1 protein-coding gene is annotated in these 544 nt (G+C 62.1%); it reads right to left on the reverse strand.

Going from position 1 to position 544, the window contains the following annotated elements:
• Window positions 1-446, reverse strand: a 446-nt coding sequence (locus AAFM29_RS17635) for a pirin family protein (RefSeq protein WP_341714018.1), incomplete at its 3' end; no start/stop codon positions are given.
• Window positions 447-544 lie beyond the last annotated feature (98 nt).

A 544-nucleotide genomic window follows, 5' to 3' on the forward strand; every position in this document is an offset into this window, starting at 1 on the left:
CTGACGATGGTGCGAAACGTATTGCGGCTTTCGGCGGGATCGAAGGCGCGCTGATCGTAGGAAGGCTCAATCCCAATGGTGTCGGGGTAGATCCAGATCTGCAGCAGATGTGCGCTTTCATGGGTATCGGGGTTGCGCTCTGAATGGAACACACCGGTGCCCGCGCTCATGCGCTGCACTTCGCCCGCATGGATCAGCGTTTGATTGCCAAGGGTGTCGCGATGGGCGACCGTGCCGGACAGGACCAGCGTCACGATCTCCATGTCGTGATGCGCATGCTCGGCAAAGCCGCCGCCGGGGATGATGCGATCCTCGTTCAGCACGCGCAATTCGCGAAAGCCCATGTTTTTTGGATCATTGTAATCGCCAAAGGAAAAGCTGTGGCGCGCATCGACCTCGGCCCCGAAATGGCAGCCCCGGGCGCCCCGGTCGCGAAAGGTGATCATGGTGCTTCTCCCTGCATGTCGGGGCTCGCCCGCCGCGTCCGCGGAGCCCCCCTCATTGATGCGGCCCCGGCGACCCGTACGCACAACCGATACACGTT

Source organism: Erythrobacter sp. (genome assembly GCF_038133525.1).
In the GTDB taxonomy this organism is placed as follows: domain Bacteria; phylum Pseudomonadota; class Alphaproteobacteria; order Sphingomonadales; family Sphingomonadaceae; genus Qipengyuania.